General features: G+C 68.5%; 15 protein-coding genes and 1 riboswitch. Of the genes, 5 read left to right on the top strand and 10 right to left on the bottom strand.

What is annotated here, in order from left to right; genetic code table 11:
- Positions 1 to 69: 69 nt before the first annotated feature.
- Positions 70 to 1545: a cardiolipin synthase gene (gene cls, locus AC1DDO_RS19235; protein WP_476972519.1), complete on the bottom strand. Its 1476-nt coding sequence runs from the start codon at positions 1543 to 1545 to the stop codon at positions 70 to 72.
- Between the two features lie 94 nt (positions 1546 to 1639).
- Here cls and AC1DDO_RS19230 point away from each other — a divergent pair, with 94 nt between their 5' ends.
- Together AC1DDO_RS19230 and AC1DDO_RS19225 are read left to right on the top strand one after the other, a co-directional pair.
- The gene (locus AC1DDO_RS19230) at positions 1640 to 2602 is read left to right on the top strand and encodes an aminodeoxychorismate lyase (RefSeq protein WP_476972518.1); all 963 of its coding nucleotides are present in this window, start codon (positions 1640 to 1642) and stop codon (positions 2600 to 2602) included.
- Positions 2603 to 2971: 369 nt separating this feature from the next.
- Positions 2972 to 3220, top strand: coding sequence for a hypothetical protein (locus tag AC1DDO_RS19225; protein ID WP_476972517.1), 249 nt, complete (start codon positions 2972 to 2974; stop codon positions 3218 to 3220).
- A 57-nt stretch (positions 3221 to 3277) separates the two neighbouring features.
- Here AC1DDO_RS19225 and AC1DDO_RS19220 read toward each other — a convergent pair whose 3' ends face one another.
- Positions 3278 to 4234, bottom strand: coding sequence for an ATP-grasp domain-containing protein (locus AC1DDO_RS19220; protein ID WP_476867953.1), 957 nt, complete (start codon positions 4232 to 4234; stop codon positions 3278 to 3280).
- Between the two features lie 362 nt (positions 4235 to 4596).
- Positions 4597 to 4711, top strand: a riboswitch (SAM riboswitch).
- Between the two features lie 35 nt (positions 4712 to 4746).
- Here AC1DDO_RS19220 and AC1DDO_RS19215 point away from each other — a divergent pair.
- Genes AC1DDO_RS19215 through AC1DDO_RS19205 form a run of 3 tightly spaced genes read left to right on the top strand, consistent with a single transcriptional unit; the run spans position 4747 to position 6683 of the window.
- A complete protein-coding gene (locus AC1DDO_RS19215; RefSeq protein ID WP_476972535.1) occupies positions 4747 to 5058 on the top strand; it encodes a DUF1737 domain-containing protein in 312 nt (103 codons plus the stop codon).
- Positions 5055 to 5474 carry a rhodanese-like domain-containing protein gene (locus AC1DDO_RS19210; RefSeq protein WP_476972516.1) on the top strand — a complete coding sequence of 140 codons (420 nt, stop codon included), beginning with the start codon at positions 5055 to 5057 and terminating at the stop codon, positions 5472 to 5474. The genes AC1DDO_RS19215 and AC1DDO_RS19210 overlap by 4 nt, the downstream gene beginning before the upstream one ends.
- Positions 5475 to 6683 (top strand): O-succinylhomoserine sulfhydrylase, encoded by a 1209-nt coding sequence (locus AC1DDO_RS19205; RefSeq protein WP_476972515.1) that lies wholly within the window; start codon positions 5475 to 5477, stop codon positions 6681 to 6683.
- A gap of 14 nt (positions 6684 to 6697) precedes the next feature.
- Here AC1DDO_RS19205 and AC1DDO_RS19200 read toward each other — a convergent pair whose 3' ends face one another.
- The 8 genes from AC1DDO_RS19200 to AC1DDO_RS19165 form a co-directional block, all read right to left on the bottom strand.
- Positions 6698 to 7789 carry a hypothetical protein gene (locus AC1DDO_RS19200; protein WP_476972514.1) on the bottom strand — a complete coding sequence of 364 codons (1092 nt, stop codon included), beginning with the start codon at positions 7787 to 7789 and terminating at the stop codon, positions 6698 to 6700.
- The gene (locus AC1DDO_RS19195) at positions 7786 to 9081 is read right to left on the bottom strand and encodes a glycosyltransferase family 2 protein (protein WP_476972513.1); all 1296 of its coding nucleotides are present in this window, start codon (positions 9079 to 9081) and stop codon (positions 7786 to 7788) included. Before AC1DDO_RS19195 ends, AC1DDO_RS19200 begins: the two co-directional genes overlap by 4 nt.
- Positions 9068 to 10012, bottom strand: coding sequence for an ATP-grasp domain-containing protein (locus AC1DDO_RS19190; RefSeq protein WP_476867948.1), 945 nt, complete (start codon positions 10010 to 10012; stop codon positions 9068 to 9070). Before AC1DDO_RS19190 ends, AC1DDO_RS19195 begins: the two co-directional genes overlap by 14 nt.
- Complete coding sequence (locus tag AC1DDO_RS19185; protein ID WP_476867947.1) at positions 10009 to 10914, bottom strand: PIG-L deacetylase family protein; 906 nt, start codon at positions 10912 to 10914, stop codon at positions 10009 to 10011. The genes AC1DDO_RS19190 and AC1DDO_RS19185 overlap by 4 nt, the downstream gene beginning before the upstream one ends.
- Positions 10915 to 11501: 587 nt before the next feature.
- The gene (locus AC1DDO_RS19180; protein ID WP_476867946.1) at positions 11502 to 12695 is read right to left on the bottom strand and encodes a glutamate--cysteine ligase 2; all 1194 of its coding nucleotides are present in this window, start codon (positions 12693 to 12695) and stop codon (positions 11502 to 11504) included.
- Positions 12696 to 12749: 54 nt separating this feature from the next.
- Positions 12750 to 14273 carry a UDP-N-acetylglucosamine 1-carboxyvinyltransferase gene (locus AC1DDO_RS19175; protein ID WP_476867945.1) on the bottom strand — a complete coding sequence of 508 codons (1524 nt, stop codon included), beginning with the start codon at positions 14271 to 14273 and terminating at the stop codon, positions 12750 to 12752.
- A 148-nt stretch (positions 14274 to 14421) separates the two neighbouring features.
- Entirely contained in the window at positions 14422 to 15225 is an 804-nt protein-coding gene (locus AC1DDO_RS19170) for an energy-coupling factor transporter transmembrane component T family protein (RefSeq protein ID WP_476972512.1), read from the bottom strand.
- Complete coding sequence (locus AC1DDO_RS19165; RefSeq protein WP_476867943.1) at positions 15222 to 16871, bottom strand: ABC transporter ATP-binding protein; 1650 nt, start codon at positions 16869 to 16871, stop codon at positions 15222 to 15224. The genes AC1DDO_RS19170 and AC1DDO_RS19165 overlap by 4 nt, the downstream gene beginning before the upstream one ends.
- Positions 16872 to 16891 lie beyond the last annotated feature (20 nt).

The following is a 16891-nucleotide window of genomic DNA, read 5'->3' as shown; positions in this document are numbered from 1 at the left end:
ACCCCGGATTTTCCCGGGAATCGGTTGCCCGGTGGAATCTCGATTACCGGACTCACGTGGACGCTTTGGCTACTGCAGGGTTGCGCTCAGCCGGGCCACATTGTCCACATATTTGACCTTCATGGGACGTTTCATCCAGTCCTCCAGCAAAAGTTCGTGCGAGATGCTGCGGTAGGTGTCCTCCACCGCGCGGATCCGCTGCACAATGTCCTCGCCGAGGAGCATCACGGAGACCTCGAGGTTCAGCGAGAAGGAACGCATGTCCATGTTGCTGGAGCCGAGCACGGCCACCTCGTTGTCGATGGTGAAGTGCTTGGCGTGCAGCACGAAGGGCGCCTTGTACAGGTAGATCCGCACGCCTGCCTCGAGCAGGGCCTGGTAGTACGACTGCTGCGCGTGGTGGACAAGGAACTGGTCTCCCTTTTCCGAGACGAAAAGTTCCACCTCGACGCCGCGCTGCGCCGCCGTCGTCACTGCATAGAGCAGCGAGTCGTCCGGGACAAAGTACGGGCTGCAGAGCGAGACCTTATGCTGCGCCGAGTAGATCAGGGTGTTGAAGAGCCGCAGGTTGTTCTCGGTGATGAACCCGGGGCCGCTGGGGACCACCTGGGCCGTGATGTTTCCGGGGTGGGACTCCGGCTCGTGCTCGAGCTGCTCCTCAAGGGATTCGTCGGTTTCGCTGAGCCAGTCGGTCGCGAAGACCACGTTCAGGGTGGTGACAATGGGCCCGCGCAGGCACGCCATGAGCTCCACCCATTCGCGGCCCACCTTGCGGTGCTTGGGATTGTTGTAGGACGGCTCGATCAGGTTCTGCGATCCGGTGAAGGCGATCTCGCCGTCGATCACCATGATCTTGCGGTGATTGCGCAGATCCGGGCGGCGCCACTGGCCGTGCACCGGGCGCAGCGGCAACATGGGCCGCCAGCGGATCTTGCTGGCGTTGAGCCGGGCCTTCAGCTGGCGGTAGCCCTTGATCCGGAGCGTGCCGAGGTGGTCGAAGAGGACGCGGACCTCGACGCCGCGCTCCGCCGCCTCCTCCAGTGCGGTGAGCAGGTCGTCGGTGACGTGGTCCGTGCTCATGATGTAGAACTCGGCGTTGACGAAGGACTTGGCCCCGCGGACCGCCTCGGCCATGGCCTTGATCGAGTCGGGGTAGCCGGGCAGCAGCTCCACGCTGTTGCCGTCCACCATGGGCAGTGATCCCAGCGTCTTGTTCAGTTCGGCGGCCGACGCCACCCATTCCGGTCCGCTGTAACGGCTTTCGACAGCCTGCAGTTCCGACGTTCCGGCCCGGATCCGGGTGTTGACCGCGTCCTGCTGGGCGCGGCGGCGGCGGGAGAGCCGGAAATTGCCGAACAGCAGGAACAGGATCAGGCCCAGCGTGGGCCAAATGAAGATGCCCAGCAGCCAGGCCATCGCAGTGGTGGGCCGCCGGTTTCCGGGGATGATGCCCAGGGCAAGCACACGGATGGCGACGTCGATCAGGGTCAGGATCACGACCGCCCACGACGGTAAAGTTTCCGCCAGCGGAAATGGCCACAGCACAGGCGAACCCCTCAAAGTACAAAGCCCGCGGAACAGTTCCGGAACGGGCAACGAGCAAATCCTATCCCGGGACCACCGCGACTAAGCTGGAGCCATGACCATTCCCGCCTCTGTTCCCGCGCCCGCGACCGTGCTGGTGTTCCTCGACCCGGCATTCGACGGCGGCCGTGTTGCCGACGCGTCGAAGCCGCAACTGATGGCCACGGACCTGGGCGCCACCCGCGGCGACGGCGTTTTCGAATCGCTTCTGGCCGTGGGCGGCAGGCCCCGCAAGATCCAGGCGCACCTGACCCGGCTGGCGAGCTCGGCCCGGCTGCTTGAGCTGGATATCCCTGCCGGGGACCGCTGGCGGCGGGCGGTGGAAACGGCCATCGGTGAGTTCCGGCGGCAGGATCCCACCGTGGCTGCCGGAGGTGAAAAGGACGAAGTAGTGGTGAAGCTGATCGTCACCCGCGGCCCGGAGGGCGCTTCGGCCCCCACCTGCTGGGTCCAGGCCTCCGCGCCCGCGGCTGCGGGCCGCCGGCAGCGCGAGACCGGAGTTGACGTCATCCTGCTGGATCGGGGCTACGACAGCGAAGTCGGCGAGCGCGCCCCCTGGCTCCTGCTTGGCGCCAAGACCCTCTCCTACGCCGTGAACATGGCAGCGCTGCGCTACGCCCACCAGCAGGGCGCCGACGACGTCATCTTCACGTCCGCGGACGGCCGGGTCCTGGAGGGGCCGACGTCGACCGTTCTGCTGGCCCACCTCGAAACCGAGGACGACGGCGCTGGCGGCGTCCGCACGGTCCGGCGGCTCATCACCCCGCAGCTGGACAGCGGCATCCTGCCGGGCACCTCACAAGGTGCCCTGTTCACCGCCGCCAAGGCCGCCGGCTGGGAGCTGGGCTACGGCCCGCTGGAGCCCAAGGACCTGCTGGACGCCGACGCCGTCTGGCTGATCTCCAGCATCCGGCTCCTGGCGCCGGTGAACCACATCGACGGCCAGGAAATCGGCACCCCGGAACTGCGGCGCCAGCTCACGGCCGAACTCAGCGAGCTGTTCTCCACGATCGAATAGCAACGCGGGGTCAGATACGGGCGCCGCAGCAAGGCCTGAAGACCCTGTCCGGCGCAGGGGGCAAGTGGGACGATCCATCCATGAGCTTGAGCCAGGAACAGTCCGCGCGGGAGCAACGCCGGCAGGAGACCCGGCTTAGACGCGAACCGTACATTGGGGCGCGCGAGCCGCCACCGTCCTGTCCGTAGGGCACTTGGTAGACGGTCATTAACCCGGCTGAGCTGGTCCCGCAAAGCGCTTCGGCGCGGGGTTCGGCCTGGCCCGGAGGTGTATGTACTGCGGAAGTGGCCCCGGACCACGTGCCGCACAGCTGCGGAAAGTCATCGGCAGCATTCAGGGAATCGCCCTCTCGCAACGAACGGCAGTCCAATGGATCAGGCAACCCTCGTTGGCTTCGCATTCGGCTATCTGGCAACCTTCATCGTCATTTTCATCTTGTGTTTGCCCTTCACCATCGGGTTGGTGCTGCTCATGCTCCTGGCCGGTGCCGTGCGGCTCATCCTCTTCCTGGCGACCGCCCTGACCGTCGGGCTGATCGGGCTCTTCAAGAGCGCCCGCAGCAGCCTGCGCAGGAGCACCCCCGGGGCCCGGCACGGTTCCGACCTCATCACGCACTGACCGGAGAATCGGCGAAGGGGCGCGCACACTGCCTCCGGGCCGGCGGGCGCGGGCGCCTCAGCCCAGTGCGTCCGCGGGAACAGCCGGGCACCGCCGGAAAGAGGCCGGGTTGAACGCCGGGAGCATGAAGGTTGCCAACACGGCGTCGAGCATTTCCGGGGCCCAGGTGCTGTTCTCCCCGAGGGTCGCGCACACGCCCAGGACCACGGGGGTGCCGTCCGCGCGGCGCCGGATCTGGACCTGCACGGGCCCGGTCAGCCCGAGGGTTCGGACGGCGGCCAGCCCCAGCTTCCGCACGTCCCCGGCCTGGCCCGCCGGCACCCTGCGGCTGACCTCGTCGCTGCCGGCTCGTCCATACGGGGTTTTCGTCTTCTCGAGAACCACGGCCACCGGCGCCATCGCGTTGCGCGCCGGAGTGCCGAACACCAGGCACACGTAGTCGGCGCCCGGGATGAACTCCTGGACAATTTGCCCGGCCGGCATGTTCCGCCAGCTCACGGTGGCGGTTCCGGCCAGCACGTGGACACCGCGGGAGCCTTTGAAGACCCTCGGCTTGATGACCACGGGGCCGCTGAGGCCGGCGAGCGATGCCGGCGCGGCGGCGAGGTCGCCCGGGACCCCGAACCGGGGCACCGGAATGCCGGCTGCCTGCAGTGCCCAGGTGGTGAACAGCTGATCATTGGCCAGGGCCACCGCCGCAGGGTCGCCCACGATGATCCGCACGTCCTGCGCGAATCCGCCACGGGCCGCGGCGAGGACCGGAAGCTCCACGGTGAGCGTCGGAATGATGAGGTTGATGGCTTCCCGGTCAACCAGCCGGCGCAGGTCCAGGATCATGTCCGGGTCCGTCGCCGGGAGGAGCCTCACCGCCGCGGTGGCGGGAACGTCCCCGTCCTGGCGGGTGTCGGCACGGGCGTCGGAGCCCAGATACGGGAGGCCGCGGGCTTCGAGCTGGGCCGCGACGGTCCGGCCGGCAGCGCTTGCTATCCCGGTAACCAGTATTCGCGGGCCCACGATCGCTCCATTCCGGCGTCCCCGGCAGGGCCGCGGCTGCGGCTCCGGCGGTTCCAGCCACCGATTTGCTGACAACTAATGAGTGGAAAGACGTTTCGATTGGGGGACGGCTTGATTCACGGACTGGGCGAATCAGCTGCTCCGGCCGACGCGTCAGACCTGTCCTCCTAGTAGACGGCGAATGGTCCCGGCCAGCACGAGTGGGCAGTACCCGAAACTGGAGCCCGCTACTACTTGTCCGGGTGGTCCGGGTGCCCCATCTGATCCACCAGCCTGAGCCGGCCGCCGTGGGCAGGGTCCGGTTACGGAACATGACGACGGCGGCGGTGCGGGCCGGCGTCGCAGGTGTTACGTTTTTGGGGAGTAATGAGAACCGGCGCCAAGCCCTGACTGGCCGGTCGGCAACCCTCCCTTTCGCGGCGGGGTGCCTCAGGTGAATACTCGGCATATCGACCATTCGAGCTGCAAGCGTGAAGAGGAGATCCGTCGTGCCCGACACGTCCACCCCTGCCATACCCAGTACTACCGCTGCCCCCAATGCAGCCCCCAGCGCCCCCAACGCCGGCGAGGAAAAGCTCGCCTACCGCCTCTTCACGGGGGCCGATGACCGCGCCTTCTGCGAGCGGGTGTCGGCAGCCCTGGCCGAGGGCTATGTCCTGCACGGAAGCCCGGCCGCCAGCTTCAACGGCAGCACCGTGATCGTGGCGCAGGCGGTGGTCCTGCCGGCCGCGATTGCGAGCGCGGACGCCGCCGTGGCCAATGCAGTCGATGAGCTCGACGCCGACGAGTTTGGCGCCGATGAAGCATTCGAGGGCCACGCGTGAGCTACGCCGGAGACCTCAGCCCGCAGGAGGCGTGGGCCAAGCTGGAGGCCGGAGCCATTCTGGTGGATGTCCGGACCGAGGGCGAATGGGCCCACATCGGCATCCCGGACACTGCGTCCGCAGGCGAAAAGCCGAACGATCCGCTCTTCATCCAGTGGAACGTCGCCGGAGGCGCCCCGAACCCGCTCTTCGTGGAGCAGCTAAGGCGGCAGGCACCGGAGGACACCGGCGTCGAACTGGTGTTCCTGTGCCGCTCCGGCGCCCGGTCGATCGCCGCCGCGACGGCCGCGACGGCCGCCGGCTACACCGCGTACAACGTTCTTGAGGGCTTCGAAGGCGAGACCGACCGCTTTGGCGAACGCACCGTCAACGGCTGGAAGAACCGCGGCCTGCCCACCAACCTTGGAAAGATTTAAGTGACTTTCAACCCCGACGCCGCCAGCTGGGCCGCCGACACGCAGGCTGTCCGCGGCGGCCTTGACCGCACCGGATTCCAGGAAACCACCGAGCCGATCTTCCTCAACTCGGGGTTCGTCTACGAGTCCGCCGCCGCCGCCGAGCGCGCCTTCACCGGCGAGGACGAGCGCTTCGTCTACTCCCGCTACGGCAACCCGTCCGTCGCCACCTTCCAGGAGCGGCTCCGGCTGCTCGAGGGAACGGAGGCATGTTTTGCGACGGCGTCCGGCATGTCCGCCGTGTTCACCGCACTCGGTGCGCTGTTGGCGGCCGGCGACCGCGTGGTCGCCGCCCGCTCGCTGTTCGGCTCGTGCTTTGTGATCCTCAACGAGATCCTGCCGCGCTGGGGTGTCGAGACGGTCTTCGTGGACGGCCCGGACCTGGAGCAGTGGGAGGCTGCTCTGTCAGAGCCGACGACGGCGGTGTTCTTCGAGTCGCCGTCGAACCCCATGCAGGAACTCGTGGACATCGCCGCCGTGAGCCAGCTGGCGCACGCGGCGGGCGCCACGGTGGTGGTCGACAACGTCTTCGCCACACCGCTGCTGCAGCGTTGCGGGGACCTCGGCGCCGACGTGGTCGTCTACTCGGGCACCAAACACATCGACGGCCAGGGACGCGTGCTCGGCGGGGCGATCCTGGGGACCAAGGAATTCATTGACGGTCCCGTCAAGCAGCTCATGCGGCACACCGGCCCTGCGCTCTCCGCGTTCAACGCCTGGGTGCTCACCAAGGGCCTGGAGACCATGGCCCTGCGCGTCAACCATTCCTCGGCCTCGGCACTGCGGCTGGCCGAATGGCTTGAGGGGCAGCCCGCGGTGAGTTGGGTGAAGTACCCGCTGCTGCGCTCCCACCCGCAGCACGAGCTCGCGGTGAAGCAGATGAAGGCCGGCGGCACCGTGCTCACGCTGGAGCTTTCGCCTTCCCCGGGACGCACCGCGAAAGAGGCAGCCTTTGCGCTGCTGGACGCGCTGCGGATCATCGACATCTCCAACAACCTAGGCGACGCGAAGTCCCTGATCACGCACCCGGCCACCACGACGCACCGCGCGATGGGCCCCGAAGGCCGCGCGGCAATCGGGCTCAGCGACGGCGTGGTCAGGCTTTCGGTGGGCCTGGAGGACGTGGAGGACCTGATCCGGGACCTCGGCCAGGCGCTCAAGCAGGTCTAGTCCAACGCGGGCGCTTAGGTCCAGGCCATCTTGAGGGCCCGCCAGGCATCGTCGTCGAGCATGCTGGACGGTGTGACGGCGACGGCGGCCGCCCCGCCGGAGACGGCTGCCTCCAGCCCGGCCGCCAGGTCCGCGGCCGGGATACGCCCGTCTTTGGCCCACATGCCGACCGAGATGGCGAACTTGCCGGGCCGCTTCGCCATGGCCCTGGCCAGCTCGGCGGAGTAGGAGGGTGCGGCGCCGCTGAGCCCGAAATAGTCCCACAGGACCAGCCGGTCCGCGGCCGCGGCGAGCAGCCCGTAGTCATGGCCGCTTTCGGGCCGGTCGCCGGCAGGATCGTGCCAGGGCGCCCGGACATCCATGTCGAGGGTGGCGCCGTTGGCGTGCGCGGCCGCCGCCGCCCTGGCCACGAGGGCTGCCACGGCCTTCGACCGCCAGGCGCCGAGACTGGGGTGTCCGACGTCGATGTCCCCGTTCGCGAGCCGCGGCCAGTCCGTCCCGCCGGTGGCCAGCAGGTAGGAATCCCGGTCGTCGCCGCCATAGGTGTTGTTGTCGAATATCAGCTCCGTCAAGGCCACGGCGTCCGGCTGGTACCGCCTGGTCACCTCGGCCACGAAATCCACCAGCCGTTCCCCCACAGGCCCCGTTGTGAGGGCGGTGACGCTGGCGAAGTCCTTCGAGCGGGTGCCGTCGAAGTTGATGCCCGCCAGGCCCGGATTCGTGCTGATCCAGCCCGGAATCAGCAGGTCGATGGTCAGTGTGATCCTGCGCTTCTTCCCATCGCTGCCGGTCCCCAGGGCCTTGACCGCGTCGGCCACGTGGTCACGGCCGGGGACGGCTTCAATCCCGGGGTGGGCGTCCCAGAGGAAAGCCGTCCAGTCCAGCCGCCCGACGCTGATGGTGACGCTGTTGGCGTTCACCTCGTCGAGCCGCCTGGCCAGTTCCGGCAGCGTCGAGGCGGCCTCGACCACTGTCTCGTAGCCGACGCCGACTGTGCGCTCCGCGGCGGATGCCGTCGGTTCCCGCGGCCCGCCGCATCCCGTGGCAGCGAGCGCCAGCACCGACAGGAGCGCCAGGGCAGGGACGCCGGCAGGCCTGCGCCTCAAACGCTGACCTCCGCGCGCCCCGCCGAGGCTTTAACGCTGACCACTCCGGTCCGCGCCAGCTTGTTCCAGCGCGCCTCCGTGCCGCGCAGTTCCTGCACCAGCGCGGCCACCATGGTCAGGCTCGTGAACACGGAATAGAGCGGGATGAGCGGAAGCGCCCAGACATGCCGCAGGTCCTTCCACGCCCTGTTCATGGCCAGGGCAAACACCGTGAGCAGCACGGTGATGAACAGCCCCACCCAGCCAAGGACTGCCCAGACGTCGGCGCCGACCGGGCTGCGGCCCAGCGCCATGAGGAAGACCAGATCCAGGAGCACCAGGATCTGGAGCACCGGCAGGACCACCATGGTGATGGTGTTGAAGAGCAGGTACGCGCCGAACGGGCCGTGCCGGGGGTTGCCGATCATGCCCTTGTGGACGCCCATGGTCTGCAGCAGCCCGCGGGCCCAGCGGACCCGCTGGCGCCAGAGCGCACGGACGGTTGACGGTGACTCGGCATAGACCAGCGCGCGGGGAGCGAAGACCACCCGGTAGCCGGCCTTGTGCACCCGCCAGGTGAGTTCCAGGTCCTCGCCCACGGTGTCTTCGCGGAACGGCCCGATTTCCTCCAGCACCCGACGGGGGAACGCCCCGATGTTGCCGGAGACGATCGGAAGACAGCGGATCATGGTCAGTGCCCGGCGGACCATCCCGGTGCCGACATGGCTGATGAACGCCAGCATCCGGGTCTGGACCCGGTTCAGGTTCACCGGCCGGTCATCGCCGCACACGGCCCCGGTGCGCGCATCAGCGAAGCCCTGGAGCATCCGCTGGACCGTGCGCTGGGAAAAGATCCCGTCGGCGTCGACAAACATGAGGATGTCGCCTGTGGCCTTGCGGATGCCCAGGTTCAGGGCGGCCCCCTTGCCGGCGTTGGCCTGCGTCAGGACCGTGATCCGCGGATCCGCAGCGGCGAGACGGTGCATCAGCTCGGCCGTATTGTCAGTGGAGCCGTCATCGACGAGCACCACCTCGTACCGGTCGTACCGGGTGAGCTGGATCGAGCGGACGCAGTTTTCGATCACGGTCGCCTCGTTGAACGCCGGGACAATGATCGAAACGCTGGGCCACTCATCGAGAAGGGTGGGCGTTTCGCGCCGGCGGCGCCGCGCTGCCCGGAGTTCGAATCCGACGGACAGCGGCAGCACGAGCAGTTTCACGAGCCCGAACACCAGGATTGGCAGGCCGAGAAGGAGCAAGAGGAACTCGGCCCCGGGGACGGCTGATGTGGAGGCTGATTCAAACCAGGACATCGGCGTACGCTCCTGCGCTTTGCCGGAAGGACGCCGGGTTAAAGGCTGGCAGGGCAAACGAGGCCAGGACGGCGTCGAGCAGTTCCGGGGCCCGCTCGCTGTTCGCGCCGAACCGTGCGTTCACTTCAAGAACCACGGGGGTCCCGTCGGCACGCCGGCGGACGTCGACGTCGACGGGGCCGGTGAGGCCCAGCGAGCTGACGGCGGCCATCGCCACGTTGCCGACGTCCACGGACTCGCCGGCTTCGACGCGGCGGGTGGTCACGGCGTTGCCCACGTTGCCCTGAGCCAGTTCGGTTTTCTCGACGACGACGACGAAAGGCGTGGTCCCGTTGCGCGCCGGCGTGCCGAACACCATGGGGCCGTATTCGGCACCAGGGATGAACTCCTGGACAATCTGGCCTTCCGGCAGGTGGTTCCAGTCCACGTCCTTGCTGCCGTCGATGACCATTACGCCGCGCCCGCCGCGGGAGACCCGCGGCTTGACCACCACGGGGCCCCCGAGCGCAGCCATGGCCGCGGCGGCGTTGGCAAAGTCCCCGGGCACGCCGAATCTCGGCACAGGCACACCGGCAGCGTGCAGCTGCCAGGCCGTGAAGAGCTTGTCGTTGGCCAGGGCCACCGGACCGGGGTCGCCGATGATGACGCGCACCTCGGCCCCGAAGGCGGCACGGAACGCCGCAAGCTGCGGGAGTTCCTCACTCACTGTGGGGATGAGAAGGTTGATGCGCTCCTGGACCACCAGTCTGCGCAGGGTTGAGACCATGTCCGGGTCCGAGGCCGGCGGCACCGGGACGACGGTGACTCCTGCCCCGGCGGGCAGCTCGCGGATATCGGTGCCCAGGACGGGAATGCCGCGGGACTTCAGCTGGGCTGCAAGGGCGCGGCCGGCGGGGCCTCCGGCGCCGGTGACCAGCACACGGGGCTTCACAGCTTTTCCATTTCCGTGCTGAGCAGGCGGACCGGTTCGTAGGCTTCGGCGACCCGGCGCCTCGCCTGTCCTCCGCGGAACGAGGCGATGCCGCGGACCCGTTCGGGCGTCATGTACGGCTTGGCGAGCTGGTCGCTGTGCATCTTGACGGCCTGGACTTTGGCGTCGACGTAGTCGTCGATGTCGACGAAGACACTTGGGCTGAAGTCCCGGGTTGCCGACGGGCTTTCGTAGCAGAGGATCGAGTGGTGCTGGCGGGCCGCGCGGAGCGTGGCCATGTGGACGGCCTGATGGTCCTGGTGCTGGTCATGGTTGGAGTGGGTGAGGATGATGTCCGGGTTGTACCGGGCAATGGCCGATTCGATCACGCCCACCATTTCCTGGCTGTGCCGGCCCAGGTCAGTGTCGGTGAAGTTGTGGTGGGTCATGCCGGTCAGGCCCATGAATGCGGCACCGCGTTGCGCGTCGAGCGAGCGTTCCAGGGCATCGCCGCCGCGGTTGCCATCGCTCATGACGAGCCCCTGCACCTCATGTCCGGAGTCGACGAACTTCGCCAGGGTCCCGCCACAGGCAAGTTCAAGATCGTCGGGGTGGGCACCGATGGCCAGCACCCTGCGGGGCTGGCGGGCCGGGACTCCGCCGGTGCGCAGGGCCGCCAGGGTAACGCCCAGGGACGCGAGCCCGCCAAGCGTGGCCGTGAGGCTGGCAGTCCGCCACAGCTCTGGCGCGTCGAAGATAAGGCAGGCTGCATTTGCCGCCAACAGCGTCGAGCCGGCCAGGAGGCATATCCTGCGGAGCAGTTCGGGGCTGCGCAGACGGCGGTGGAACCATGATCTGCCTAGGCCGACGGCGACCACAAAAGTGATCAGTAAAACAATGAGCAAAACATAAATCGAGACCATGTAAATTCAATTCCTATGTAGAAGTTCGGCACCCCAGTGCCGGGCCGGATAATGCGGTTTTGATCTTCACGCCGGACCGCAGAATCGGATCCGGCTTTGGGAAATGAGGTGGGCTGTTTCCCGTGGACGTCGGCCGCACCCTTGGCGGGGCATCTGCCGGCGAAGGGTGCAGCTTAGGCGGGCTGTGCGGACACTACGGGGCATTGACCAGCGCTTATGTGGCTCAGCGCAACCGCCCCCCGGCGAATTACGTGACATTGAGAGACCTTCTGGAAACCTCTTGGAAACCTTGGACTTGCTCCTCCAGTAAAGGCGAGAGGCTTATCGGTGCACCCGAGTAGGCCCTACCTGAAACCTCAGCGAATGGTTTAATGGCCGGCGCAGGTAGTACTCGCATTTCGTGTTCCGACTACCCGGTCTGGGCGTTTCGAAGTCCGGGCGCCGACGTAGAGAGTCGCGCGGCACATTTAGCTGGGAATCAGCTCAGGGGAAATTGATAAACAGCCGCGAGTTGTTCGAATCATCCAGGAAAAATACGGCACCGATTCGGCCATACTTTCTTCACGGGTGTGGGGTTGCCGGCGCCGTCAGCCCCGGCGTGCCGGGCCCAGGGACGAACCCTCGTCTACCCGGGGCTCGGGAGTGGCGCCCTGCGCGGTCATTTCGACGGCCCGTTCGACGACGGCGGGCAGCCCGCCTACCCGGAACGGCCCGCGCTGCAGTTGCGAGCCGGTGCCCTCCGCCAGGATCCGGGCGACCCCGTCCCGGACCAGGTCCAGCTCGCCCTGCTCCTGGAGCACGGGGGCCACAAAGTCCACGAGGGCCCAGACCACGTCCGTTGCCGGGGCCGGGGTGAAGGTGCCGAAGTCCAGCAGCTCCCCGCGGAGCCCGCAGTTGCTGGCCTGCCAGGCGGCCATCCGCAACAGCAGCGTGGGCACCGGGGCGGGATCGACGCCGTCGTTCCATTCCCGCGACGCCGACTCCACGAGGGCGCGCACCAGCACGGCGATCAGCGCCGCGTCCTCGGCCCGCAAGCAGACATCGGCGACCCGGACCTCCACGGTGGGATGCTGGCGGGCCAGCCGCGCGTCGAAATAGACCATCCCCTCGTCCATCAGGACGCCGCTTTCCACCAGCCGGGTCACCACCCGCCGGTAGACCGGCAGGCTCCCGAAAATCATCGTGGGACCGGACCCGGGCCAGCGGTTCCACGCCTGGGTGCGGTAGCTTTCGAATCCTGTCTCGGCGCCGTTCCAGTACGGGGAATTGGCGCTGAGGGCTATCAGCACGGCCAGCTTGTCCCGGATCCGGTCCATCACGGCCACGCCCTCCTCCGGGGATTCCACGAAGGTGTGGACGTGCAGGCCGCAGGTCAGCTGGTTCCGGACTGTGAGCCCGAAGCGTTCCTGCATGGTCATGTAGCGCGGCTTGGGCGTCAGGTGGGTCGCGGCGCCCTGGGGCGAGGTGGCCAGGGCTGCGACGCGGCCGCCGTGGACCCGCGCGGCGCGGTCCGCAAGCGCACGGCCGCGCCTGAGCTGCCGGAGCAGTTCGGTGTAGTCCAGGCACGGATGCGTCTGGGTCTCGATCTGTTCGAGCTTGAGCTCGTAGCTGAAGTCGGCGCCGCCCTCGTATACCGGTCTGTGTGGCGGGAGAACCTTGGCGACCTCCTCATGCGGCAGCTGCGGAAGCAGCGTGGGCAGCATGAGATCGGCCAGTGCGAGCAGCATCCCCGACTCGGGATCCACTATCAGCAGTTCTTCCTCCACGCCGAACGTGCGCATGAATCTATTGTGCGTCAGGATCGGCCGAAACGCCCCTCAACCAACGCGGGGTCACTAGTCCTGGAAGTAGTCGATCTTCGCGCCGATGGTGTTGAGCCGCTCGGCCAGGTCCTCGTAGCCGCGCTCAATGACATAGATGTTCCGCAGCTCCGAGACGCCGCGGGCCGCCAGCATGGCCAGCAGCAGGCAGGCGGCGGGACGGAGGGCCGGTGGGCAGCCCACCTCGGCGGCACGCCACTTGGTGGGCCCGTTGACGTAGATACGGTGGGGATCGAGCAGCTGCACCTGGGCGCCCAGCTTGTTCAGCTCGGTCAGGTAGATGGCCCGGTTCTCGTAGACCCAGTCGTGGATCATGGTCTGGCCGTGGGCGTTGGCGGCGATGACCGCGAAGAAGGGCAGGTTGTCGATGTTCAGGCCGGGGAACGGCATGGGGTGGATCTTGTCCTCCGGTGCCCGCAGCTCCGAGGGCTTGGTGGTGACGTCCACCAGGCGGGTGCGGCCGTTGCGGGCAACGTATTCCCCGGAGACCTCGAGCCGCTGGCCCATCTGTTCGAGCGTCGCGAGTTCGATTTCCATGAACTCGATCGGCACACGGCGGATGGTGACTTCCGAGTTCGTCACGATGCCGGCGGTGATGAGGCTCATCGCCTCGATCGGGTCCTCGGACGGGAAGTATTCGATGTCGGCGTCGATCGACGGCCGGCCGGTGATCTCCAGGGTGGTGGTGCCAACCCCCGCGATTTCCACACCGAGCATCTGCAGGTAGAAGCAGAGATCCTGCACCATGTAGTTGGGGCTGGCGTTGCGGATGACGGTGGTGCCGCGGCGGTGGGCTGCGGCCATGATGGCGTTCTCGGTGACGGTGTCGCCGCGTTCGCTCAGCACGAAGGAGCGGTCATGGCCGTCCGACGGCGGGGCCTGGACCGCGTAGAACCCGGACTTCGCCTCCACGCTCAGGCCGAACTGGCGCAGCGCCTGCATGTGCGGCTGCACGGTGCGGGTGCCAAGGTCGCAGCCGCCGGCGTAGGGCAGCTGGTAGGTTTCGGCCTCGTCCAGCAGCGGGCCCAGGAGCATGATGACGCTGCGGGTCCGGCGGGCCGCCTCCACGTCCATGGATGCCAGGTCCAGGACCGCGGGGCGGCGGATCTGGAGGTCGTTGGCGTTGAGCCAGGTGCATTCGACGCCGATGCTGGTCAGCACCTCCACGATCCGGTTGACTTCCTCAATCCGGGCGAGCCGCCGCAGCGTAGTGGTGCCGCGGTTAATGAGGCTGGCGCACAAAAGCGCGACGCCGGCATTCTTGCTGCTGTTGACGTCCACCGCGCCGGAGAGGGTGCGGCCGCCCTCGACACGCAGGTGCGTCATCTGGGGCCGGCCCACCTTGACGATGCTGTGCCCGACGATCGCCTCCAGGCGCTGGATCATCTTCAGGCTCAGGTTCTGCTTGCCCTGTTCCATCCGGGCAATGGCGCTCTGGCTCGTGCCGAGCTCGGCGGCAAGTTGTCCCTGGGTCCAGCCCTTGGCCCCGCGCGCTTCGCGGAGCAGGAGGCCTACGTGTTCGGCAGTCGGTTGAGTCATTTCCCGAAAATATCACGCATGAGCTACGCCTTGCCGCAATTGCGGCCGGAATGGCGCCAATCTCACACAAATACCCGAACCATGCGATAACCGCCGACCTGCACAGCAAAAACCGCCGGCCTGCGGCGGGCCGTGCCGGCTGGGCCGGCTACTGGCGGGCGAGGAAAACCAGGTTCCAGGTGCCCGCGCCGAGGGCCGCTGCGACGGCGGCTGCCGCGATACCGAGCCCGCCCAGGAGCACCCAGGCGTCGAGCCCGCTGAACGTGGACGGCCTGGCCCAGGTGCGGGCGGCGCCGCCGAACCCGCGCGCCTCCATGGTCACCGCGAGCCGGGACGCGCTCCGGATCGCCTGCACCAGCAGGCCGAAGCTCTGGCCCAGGGCGGCGCGGAACCGCTGGTAGGGGTTCCCGCTCGAGCCCACGCCCCGGGCCCGCCGGGCCATGCCGATAGTCTGCCACTGCTCGGCCATGATCCCGACCAGCCGCATGGCGGCCAGGGTGCCCAGGACGAACCGGTGCGGCAGTTTTGCGTTCTGGGCCAGGGCGTCGGCGAGGTCGGTGGGGTCGGTGCAGCTCATCAGCAGCACCGCCGGCAGTGCGATCGCGAGCCCGCGGAGCATGAAGCCGATCCCCAGCTGCAGGGAGCCGGCGCTGATGGACCAGATCCCGACGTCGACGAGGATGGCCCCTGCGTCGGGCGCCAGGATGGCGGTGCTCCAGCCGCCCAGCGCCGCCGCGAGGATCAGCGGCCAGCCGCGCTGCCACAGCAGGGCCAGGGTGAGGCCGGCCAACGGCAGGAGCAGCAGTTCGAAGGCCAGGGCCACCGACGCCGAGACCCAGTCGATGGACAGCGCCAGGACCAGGGTGATCAGGAAGACCGCTGCGAACTTGGCGAGCGGGTTGGCGCGGGTCAGCATCGCGTGGTTGCCGCGAAGGCTCAGTGTGTCCCTCATGGTGAGGCCCTCTCCGGGAGTTCAAGGTCCGGGCCGGGAGCGTCTGCGGCGGCAGTTTCCCGCGGCCGGAGGCGGAGTTCCGTGCCGCCAAGTACGGCGCTGAATTCGGCGTCGTGCGTCACGGACACGACGGCGGTGCCGGCGTCGAGGAGTTCGGACAGGAATGAGGCGAGTTCGGCCCAGGTGTTGGCGTCCTGGCCGAAGGTGGGCTCGTCCAGGACCAGCACCCGCGGATGCGCCGCGAGCACGGTGGCGACCGACAGGCGCCGCTTCTCGCCGCCGGAGAGCGTGTAGGGGTTGGCGTCGACGAGTTCCGTCAGCCGCAGCCGTTCCAGCAGCTCAGCGACGCGGTCTTCGCCGTAGCCGAGGTGGCGGGGGCCGAACATGAGCTCATCGAGGACCTTGCCGGTGACGAACTGGTGCTCGGGTTCCTGGAACACGGTTCCGATCCTGGCGATCAGCTGCTGGGCCTTCCACCGGTACGGGTCGGTTCCGGCGCCGCCCGCGGCACCCGCGCCGGGGCCGCCGCTGAGGCCCGCGCTGAGACCGCCGCTGAGACCAGGCGCGGCCGTGACCGTCCCCGCAACGGGCCGCAGGAGACCGGCGAGCGTCAGCGCCAGGGTGGACTTCCCCGAGCCGTTCGGCCCCGTGATGGTCAGGGCCTCCCCGGCACGGACCTGGGCAGATACCCCGGACTGGACCGGACGCGGCGCGATCGTGCGGAACCGCTCGCGCAGCCCGGCCCGCCGCGGCCGCTCGCGGGACACCGCGAGGCCTTCCGCCTCCAGCAGGAGCTGACCTGCGCCGGGCGCCTGCCGCCGCGCCCGCGTTGCCGGCACGTGGCCCGGGACCCACACGCCGGCACCGATGAGCATGTCCCGCGCCTGGGCCAGGACCCGGTCCGGCGGCCCGTCGATCAGGACCCCGGAGTCCGTGGCGGAGCCGGGCTGGAGCACCACGATCCGGTCAACCAGGTCCTTCCAGACCGCCACCCGGTGCTCCACGACCACCAGGGTGGCGCCGGTCTTGTCCAGGCAGCGGCCCACGGCGTCGCGGACCTCCAGAACGCCCGCGGGGTCCAGGTTGGCCGTCGGCTCATCAAGCAGCAGCAGCCCTGGCCGCATCGCGAGGATCCCGGCGAGCGCCAACCGCTGCTTTTGTCCCCCGGAGAGCGCCGACGTCGGATGGTCCAGCGGCAGCCTGCCCAGGCCGACGTCCTCGAGCGCCTCGCCCACCCGAGGCCAGATCTCCTCCGCCGGGACGGCGAGGTTCTCAGCCCCGAAGGCGACGTCGTCGCCGAGGCGGGACAGCACCACCTGCGTTTCCGGGTCCTGCTGCACCAGCCCGGCGCGGCCGCGCTGCGCCCGCGGCGGGACCCCGTCGATCAGCAGGCTTCCGGTCTCGTCGGAATCTTCGGAGTCGCCGGAGTCGCCGGAAGGCCCGGCCGGGCCGTCCCCCAGCACGCCGGCCAGGGCGTGGAGCAGCGTCGATTTGCCGGCGCCGGAGGGGCCGAGCAGGAGCACGCGCTCCCCCGGCCGGATGTCCAGGTCAAGGCCGCTGACCGCGGGCCGGGGCCTTCCGGCGTGCCGCCAGCCCCAGCCGCGGGCCGTGACGGCGGCCGGCCTGACTTCCGGTGAAGGTCTCATGAGTCGTCTGCAGGTTTCAG

This window comes from Arthrobacter sp. 10N43, assembly GCF_056394525.1.
This window is presented reverse-complemented; position numbering and strand designations above follow the sequence as displayed.

What these genes read in the sequence shown, in the direction of transcription:
- AC1DDO_RS19165 (WP_476867943.1), bottom strand. Translation starts at nt 16,871, where the DNA reads ATGAGACCTTCACCGGAAGTCAGGCCGGCCGCCGTCACGGCCCGCGGC.
- AC1DDO_RS19195 (WP_476972513.1), bottom strand. Translation starts at nt 9,081, where the DNA reads ATGTCCTGGTTTGAATCAGCCTCCACATCAGCCGTCCCCGGGGCCGAG.
- AC1DDO_RS19230 (WP_476972518.1), top strand. Translation starts at nt 1,640, where the DNA reads ATGACCATTCCCGCCTCTGTTCCCGCGCCCGCGACCGTGCTGGTGTTC.
- AC1DDO_RS19175 (WP_476867945.1), bottom strand. Translation starts at nt 14,273, where the DNA reads ATGACTCAACCGACTGCCGAACACGTAGGCCTCCTGCTCCGCGAAGCG.
- AC1DDO_RS19170 (WP_476972512.1), bottom strand. Translation starts at nt 15,225, where the DNA reads ATGAGGGACACACTGAGCCTTCGCGGCAACCACGCGATGCTGACCCGC.
- AC1DDO_RS19225 (WP_476972517.1), top strand. Translation starts at nt 2,972, where the DNA reads ATGGATCAGGCAACCCTCGTTGGCTTCGCATTCGGCTATCTGGCAACC.
- AC1DDO_RS19180 (WP_476867946.1), bottom strand. Translation starts at nt 12,695, where the DNA reads ATGCGCACGTTCGGCGTGGAGGAAGAACTGCTGATAGTGGATCCCGAG.
- AC1DDO_RS19185 (WP_476867947.1), bottom strand. Translation starts at nt 10,914, where the DNA reads ATGGTCTCGATTTATGTTTTGCTCATTGTTTTACTGATCACTTTTGTG.